General features: G+C 67.1%; 9 protein-coding genes and 1 pseudogene. 2 read left to right on the forward strand and 8 right to left on the reverse strand.

Going from position 1 to position 6,941, the window contains the following annotated elements:
* The 3 genes from WA317_RS06690 to hrcA all read right to left on the reverse strand — a co-directional run.
* The coding region (locus WA317_RS06690) for an RNA methyltransferase PUA domain-containing protein (RefSeq protein WP_425172299.1) at positions 1–159 on the reverse strand (159 nt) is incomplete at its 3' end.
* A 59-nt stretch (positions 160–218) separates the two neighbouring features.
* Entirely contained in the window at positions 219–1,367 is a 1,149-nt protein-coding gene (gene dnaJ, locus WA317_RS06695) for a molecular chaperone DnaJ (protein ID WP_425172291.1), read from the reverse strand.
* A 68-nt stretch (positions 1,368–1,435) separates the two neighbouring features.
* On the reverse strand, positions 1,436–2,476 hold the full coding sequence (gene hrcA / locus WA317_RS06700; RefSeq protein ID WP_425172292.1) for a heat-inducible transcriptional repressor HrcA: 1,041 nt from the start codon (positions 2,474–2,476) through the stop codon (positions 1,436–1,438).
* Positions 2,477–2,654: 178 nt separating this feature from the next.
* Here hrcA and WA317_RS06705 point away from each other — a divergent pair, with 178 nt between their 5' ends.
* Both WA317_RS06705 and WA317_RS06710 read left to right on the forward strand, forming a co-directional pair.
* Positions 2,655–2,984, forward strand: coding sequence for a type II toxin-antitoxin system VapB family antitoxin (locus tag WA317_RS06705; protein ID WP_425172293.1), 330 nt, complete (start codon positions 2,655–2,657; stop codon positions 2,982–2,984).
* 33 nt (positions 2,985–3,017) lie between these two features.
* Positions 3,018–3,611 carry a carboxymuconolactone decarboxylase family protein gene (locus WA317_RS06710; RefSeq protein WP_425172294.1) on the forward strand — a complete coding sequence of 198 codons (594 nt, stop codon included), beginning with the start codon at positions 3,018–3,020 and terminating at the stop codon, positions 3,609–3,611.
* Positions 3,612–3,634: 23 nt separating this feature from the next.
* Here WA317_RS06710 and WA317_RS06715 read toward each other — a convergent pair whose 3' ends face one another.
* From WA317_RS06715 to WA317_RS06735, 5 genes and pseudogenes are all read right to left on the reverse strand, one after another.
* Positions 3,635–4,159, reverse strand: a complete 525-nt coding sequence (locus tag WA317_RS06715) for a hypothetical protein (protein WP_425172295.1) — start codon at positions 4,157–4,159, stop codon at positions 3,635–3,637.
* Positions 4,160–4,246: 87 nt separating this feature from the next.
* Positions 4,247–4,741: a hypothetical protein gene (locus WA317_RS06720; RefSeq protein ID WP_425172296.1), complete on the reverse strand. Its 495-nt coding sequence runs from the start codon at positions 4,739–4,741 to the stop codon at positions 4,247–4,249.
* A 163-nt stretch (positions 4,742–4,904) separates the two neighbouring features.
* Positions 4,905–5,131: pseudogene (locus WA317_RS06725) on the reverse strand (MbtH family protein).
* Positions 5,109–6,410 (reverse strand): NADPH-dependent L-lysine N(6)-monooxygenase MbtG, encoded by a 1,302-nt coding sequence (gene mbtG / locus WA317_RS06730; RefSeq protein WP_425172297.1) that lies wholly within the window; start codon positions 6,408–6,410, stop codon positions 5,109–5,111. The pseudogene WA317_RS06725 and the gene mbtG overlap by 23 nt, the downstream one beginning before the upstream one ends.
* The coding region (locus tag WA317_RS06735; RefSeq protein ID WP_425172298.1) for a hypothetical protein at positions 6,407–6,941 on the reverse strand (535 nt) is incomplete at its 5' end. The genes WA317_RS06735 and mbtG, both read right to left, overlap by 4 nt.

Here is a 6,941-nt window from a genome sequence, read left to right on the forward strand (position 1 = left end):
GCTGAGCACCCGGGCGCGCAGCCCGTCTCGACCAGCCTCTTCCGCGACGCAGCGGGCCATGCCGCCGGCGCCGTCGCTGAGCGTCAACTCCTCACCGGGGCGGATCCGTCGCACGGTGGCGGCATGGAAACCCTCGTCACCGCGGACAGCGGTCAGCATCCCGACGCCGGTCAGCGCGTCGACGTAGAACAGGCCCGGCAAGGCAGACTCAGCGGCGCTCAGCGACCGGTGAAGGTCTCGCGCAGCTTGCTGAACAGGCCGCTGGCCGAGTTGCTGTGTGTCGAGCGGACTTCGGCCACATCGCGGCTACGGCGGGCCTTCAGCTCGCGCAACAGTTCGGTGTCGCGGTGGTCCAGCCGGGTCGGAACAACCACGTCGACGTGTACGTGCAGGTCACCCCGGGTGCCGGAGCGCAACTGCGGCATCCCGTGGCCGCGCAGCGTGATCACCGAGCCCGGCTGGGTGCCGGGCGGGATGGTGATCTCGGTGAGGCCGTCCAGGATCGCTTCGACGGTGACGGTGATACCCAGCGCCGCGTCGAACATCGGCACCGAGACCGTGCAGTGCAGGGCGTCGCCGTCGCGGACGAAGATGTCGTGCGCTTGTTCGTGGACCTCGACATAGAGGTCACCCGCCGGGCCGCCGCCGGGTCCCACTTCACCCTGAGACGCGAGTCGCACCCGCATCCCGTCGCCGACACCGGCGGGAATCTTGACGCTGATCTCGCGGCGGGCGCGCACCCGTCCGTCACCGCCACACTGGTTGCACGGGTCGAGGATGACCTCGCCGACGCCGCGGCAGGTGGGGCATGGGCGCGAGGTCATCACCTGGCCGAGCAGCGACCGCTGCACGCTTTGCACTTCTCCGCGACCCCCGCAGGTGTCGCAGCGCACCGGTGAGCTGTCGCCGTTGGTGCCCCGGCCCTGGCACCGGTCACAGAGCACGGCGGTGTCGACGGTGACCTGCTTGGTCACGCCGGTCGCGCACTCCTCGAGATCCAGCCGCATCCGCAGCAGCGAATCCTGACCCTGTCGCACCCGCCCGGCGGGTCCGCGCGCCCCGGGGCCGCCACCGAACCCGCCACCGAAGAAGGCCTCGAATACGTCGCCCAGCCCACCGAAACCGGTGAAGCCGTTACCCGCGGCGGCGCTTTCCAGCGGATCCCCGCCCAAGTCGACGATGCGACGCTTCTCCGGGTCGCTGAGCACCTCGTAGGCGGCGCTGATCTCCTTGAACTTCGCCTGAGCGGCCTCGTCCGGGTTGACGTCGGGATGCAGCTCACGCGCCAGCTTGCGATAGGCGCGTTTGATCTCGGTGTCGCTCGCGTTGTGGCTCACCCCGAGCAGACCGTAATAATCGCGTGCCACGCGTGACCTTTCCTACGCCGCGGTTGCGGCTGTCCGTTGATTGTGCAGCGGGTGCTTGATCGTCAGGGTCATCGCCCACCCAGCACTTCGCCGATGTATAAGGCAACCGCTGCGACACTAGCGATAGTTCCCGGATAGTCCATTCGGGTGGGCCCGAGCACCCCCATGCCGCCGTACACCGTGTCTGAGGTGCCGTAGGCGGTGGTCACCACGGAGGTGCCGACCATTTGTTCGGCCTCCGTCTCATGCCCGATGCGCACCGTCACCTTGCCCGCTTCCTGCTGGGCGGCCAGCAGCCGCAGTACCACGACCTGTTCCTCGAGTGCTTCCAGGATCGATCGCAGTGAGCCACCGAAGTCGGCGGTGTTGCGGGTGAGGTTGGCGGTTCCGCCCAGCAACAGGCGCTCCTCGGAATGGTCGACCAGCGACTCAAGCAGCACCGTCGCCGACCGGCCGACCGCGTCGCTGAGGCTGGACTGTTTCCCGGGCCTGCTCAGCTCGCCGGCCAGGTCGGCCACCGCGATCGATGCCGCGGACAGCTTCTTGCCTTCCAGGGCCTGGCCCAGCATCTCGCGCAGCTGGGAGAGCTCGTGGTCGTCGATAACGTCGCCGAGTTCGACGATGCGCTGGTCGACGCGCCCGGAGTCGGTGATCACGATCATCAACAGCCGTGCCGGCGTCAGCGCGATCACCTCCAGATGGCGCACCGTCGACTTCGACAGCGTCGGATACTGCACGACCGCGACCTGCCGGGTGAGCTGGGCCAGCAGTCGCACCGCGCGCCGCAGCACGTCGTCGAGGTCGACGCCGGATTCCAAAAAGTTCTGAATCGCCCGCCGCTCAGCCGACGACAACGGTTTGACGTCGTCGAGCCGGTCGACGAATTCCCGGTAGCCCTTCTCGGTCGGCACCCGCCCGGAGCTGGTGTGCGGCTGGGCGATGTAGCCCTCGGCTTCCAGCACGGCCATGTCGTTGCGCACCGTGGCGGATGACACGCCGAGGTTATACCGCTCGACGAGCGACTTGGAGCCGATCGGTTCTTTGGTGGAGACAAAGTCGGTGACGATGGCGCGCAGTACATCGAAGCGGCGCTCGTCGGCACTTCCCATTCGGCATCCACCTCCTTCGACCCTGCTGATTCGGTCTATTTTACGGTGACGAACAGCGGCGGCGTCTGTTCGACGATCGGTGGGCCTAGAAGCAGTCGGGCGCAGCTCGGCGCGGTCCGGCTAACCTCGTCAGTATGGCCACATCGAGTCGGTGTGACGCGCGATCGGCGAGTCGCCGATGATCTTCCGCGGTGTGCGGGAGGGCAAGCCGTACCCGGAGCACGGGCTGTCCTACCGGGACTGGTCGCGGATACCGCCGCGGCAGATCCGGCTCGACGAATTGGTCACCACCACAAAGGTGCTCGCGCTGGACCGGCTGCTGTCGGAGGACTCCACCTTCTACGGCGACCTGTTCCCGCATGCGGTGAAGTGGAGGACCGTCGTCTACCTCGAGGACGGCCTGCACCGCGCGGTGCGCGCGGCTCTGCGGAACCGCACCGTGCTGCACGCCAGACTGCTCGACCTGGACGCGGTCGGCCAGCAGACGCAAGCATCGGTGTCGGGATAGGTAGCAGCTACTGCGAGTCATGGAAGGACAGCCATGCCACGACTAACCGGAGTGTCCGACCGCGACGCGAGACTGAGCACGAAGATCGCCTTCTTCTTCACCCGGCGCAAGCTGAAGAAACTCACCGGAACGGATTCTGCCGCAATGCTCGACCCGCTGCGGATGTATGCCTACCTACCCAAAGTGCTCAGCGCCTACGGCCGCGTCGAGCAGGCGCAGTCGGCGCTGGAGCACGTGCTCAGCCCCCGCCACCGGGCGCTGGCTGAACTGAAGGCGGCGACCACCGTGCGCTGCGAGTATTGCATCGACCTCGGTTCGCAGATCGCGCGTCGGTGGGGCCTCACCGACGAGGAACTCCTGGCGCTGGCCGACTACCGGAACGCCGCATGCTTCTCCGAGGTCGACAAGCTGGTCCTCGATTACGCCACCTCGATCAGCCGCACTCCGGTCGTGGTCAGTGACGAGTTGTTTGACCGTCTCCGCGCGCACTTCGGCGAGGCCGCGCTGGTCGGGCTGACGCACACTGTCACGCTGGAGAACCTGCGTGCGCGATTCAACCTGGCGCTGGGTATCGCATCGTCGGGCGTTTCCGGCGGGCAGGTGTGCGCGTTGCCGGACGCCGGCTGACGCCGCCTCGATGAGCCGGCTGGTCAGTTCGTGGCTGTGGCGGCCTGTATCAGCGCGATCGCGGCGTCGTGCTGCAGGATCCAGTTGCCGCCACCCGTGTCGATGAAAGCGAGTTGCTTCGTCACCGGTCCCGCGAATTTGGGTCCCGAGATGGCCACCTGGGCCGTCGCCGCGTTCGGACCGGCCGGCTGGATGTTCGTCGCGTTGAACTGCTCGGGGAAATTCCCGTCTCGGTACGCCTTCCTCAGGTCGTGGTCAGCCACCCGGCCTTCGTCCGGACTGATGCCGTTCTCAACCACAGCGTTCTTGGTCTCGTAGTTCACGCCCGGGTCCGTTACCTGGGTGCAGAGGTTCGACACCTGGTCAGGGTTCGGCAGGTCGGGCTGCCCCGGCGGCGGGTCCTGCGGAAGCGGCGCGGTTACCGCAACCGGCTGCACGGCGTAGGCCGGTGTGGCGAACGAGCCGTCGCCAACCGAGCTGACGCCGGCTGCCGCGGCTCCGATAGCGGCCGCCGCGGCCGCCCCGGTGACGAGAAGTTTCACGATCATGGCTGTCCTTTCGAACGTCTATGTTTTTCGGCGTTCTTTCAGAGAGCACATGTTAGGCAGGTGCGCGGCATTTCTGCAGCTAATTCGTCAGTCGCCCGTCGCCGCCTGAATCAGCGTCATCGCCGAGTCGCGCGACAGCACCCAGTTGCCCTGGTTGACGAAGGTCAGATTCTCGGTGACCGGCGGCTGCAGCTTGGGACCGGATACCCCGATGGCGGCGCTGGCCGCGTTACCTGCAGCCGGCTGGATGTTGGACACGGTGAATGCCAACGGCAGCTCGCCCTTCTTGGCCGCCTTCTTCATCTCGTGATCGCCCAGAGCAGCCTGGCTTCCGGTGATTCCGCCTTCGACCAGTCCGGACTTGTTCGCGAACGGGACGTTGGGATCGGCGAGGCCATTCAGGACGCTGGTCAGCTGGTCAGGAGTCGGCAGGGTCGTGGTCTGGTCCAGCGGTGCGCTGAAGACTACCGGCTTCACCGGCAATCCCGGGTGGGAAGTGGCGGCGAGAGACGTCACGCCGGCGGCTGCGGCTCCGATTGCGGCGACCGCGGCCACGCCCGTAGCCAGAGATTTCCCGATCATTGGTTCCCCTTCAAGTGTTGGTGAAAGTGACGGACCGTGTGTCGGTCCCGTGTTGCCACTGTTGACGATGATAATGGTGTGAACTTCTGAGCCGGCTGTGCTTTCGCTATGAATCGTTCTTAGCTATCGCGGTGCGCGCTTCCCGCCACCTGTTCTTTGCGAGTCAAGCCCGGTCGAACTCCGGGTGATCCATTGCCTCGCGCAGGCTCTTCGGCCGCATGTCGGTCCAGCGCTGCTCGACGTACTCCAGACACGAGGCGCGGGTGGCTTCGCCGAAAACCACCTGCCAGCCGGCCGGAACGTCGGCAAAGGCGGGCACAGGTTGTACTGCTCCTCGTCGTTGACGACGACGAAGGTGCCCTCCTCGTCATCGAACGGGTTCGTGCTCAGCAGCTCTCCTCGGGTCGACAGGACGGTGCGTGGCGCTCGTGGCGCCGAGCACCCGGTCGGACAACAACCCCAGACAGCTGAGGTTCGGAAATCCCGGGCCCTGCGTCAGCCCGGCCAGGTTCGGCAGGAACAGCTTGGGCGCGACGCCGGTGACGGCCAGGTCGTAGCCGATGGCTTCCTGCAGGCGCTCACCGGTCAGCGGTCCGCCCAGACCGAGTTCGAGCAGATCGAGCGCGTCCTGGCTGAACAATGTCAGGAACCACAACGGATCGGCGCCGGACCCGTCGATCACCAGATCGAAACCATGCACCGTTTCCAGATTTTCGCTGCCCCGGTTAGTGCTCAACGTCAACCGGATCTGCTCGTCGCGGCCCACCGCGTGCGCCACCCGGCCACGCAGGTGACGGATCCGGTCGTCGGCGAGCAGGGATCCCTGCACGCTTGCGGAGAACACGCCGCGGTCGGTGCGGATCAGCGCGTCGCGGCGCTCGCCGAGGGTCAGCGCTCCCCAGTCGCTCGGGTCGGAGAACAGCGCGTTCTCGAAGAAGCTCTCCCCCCGCGTGAACAGCGTCACCTGCGGCGAAATCACGGTGATCGTCGAAACCCGATGCCGGAACAGCTCGTTGAGCATCGACGCCGCGCTTTCGCCGCCGCCGATCACCGCGACCCGCTCGGCGCAAATGCGATCGTGTGCGGCCGCGCGGTGCCAGAACTGTGCGATCGACAGCACCCGGGGATTGCCGGGCAGCAGCGACCTTTCGGCCTGACCGGGTCCGGTGATCATCAACGCGTCGGCGCGCACCGTGCTTTCGTGGGTGCGCAGCGACCAGCGGCGGTCCCCGCGGTCGCCATCCAGGGCGAGCTGCTCGACTTCGCCGGCCACCACGGACATGCCGACCTGGTCGGCCACCCAGCGCAGGTATTGACCCCACCGGCGATGGGTGGGCGCCGGCCTGCCCCGGTCGATCCATTCCGCGAACGACGCGGTGGCGATCAGGTAGGACTGCCAGCTGTACCGGGTCATCCGCTCGTCGAGTTCGGCGTTGCGGCGCGGCGCCAGCGCCGAGCGGTAAGGGAAGCCGACATCCTTCTCCGGGCTGGTACCCAGTCGCTGCGCTCCGTCGGTCCAGCCGCCGCTGGCCTGCCAATTGGCGGCCACCGCGATGCGCTCCACTGCGATCACGTCCGGTGCGTCGACACCCATGTCACGCAGCGCCGCGGCCTTGGCGGCAACGGCGACTGCTTTGGCTCCGGCGCCGAGCACCGCGATTGTGGTCATGTCCCCAACTCCCGCAGCACCTCGTGCCAGATCGTCAGTAGCGTCGCAAGCTCTGTCTCGTTCACGATGTCGGGCAATACCCGCCACTGTGTCAGCAAGGCCGACTGTTCGCCGATGGTCACGATGGTGGCGAAGATAGCCACCTCGTGGCGCACGGCCAGGTCCGGCTCGGGTAGCGGCGTCACGTCGGCCAGCAACTTGCGCTCCAACCGCAATCCAGACTCCGCGTTGCCATCCAGGTCGGCGCGACCCAGGTAGTTCAACAGCAACTGCGGCTCGGCGAACTCGGCCAACTGCCGCGCGGTGTCGGCGCGCAGATAACGCAGCAGTCCGTAGTCGACGCCGTCGCCGGGGATGGCTGCCAGCAACCCGCCGACTCGCTGCGGGTCCGACGAGTCGATCCGCAGCGGGAAGATGGCACTGAGTAAGCCGACCGTGTCGGAGGTGTCGACCGACGGGTCGCCCGCGGCGTCGACCAGCGCGTCGGCGCGGCCGTGGGTTTCCAGCGCCAGCAGCGGCGGCGGGGTGGCC

This window comes from Mycobacterium sp., assembly GCF_049802695.1.
Classification (GTDB): domain Bacteria; phylum Actinomycetota; class Actinomycetes; order Mycobacteriales; family Mycobacteriaceae; genus Mycobacterium.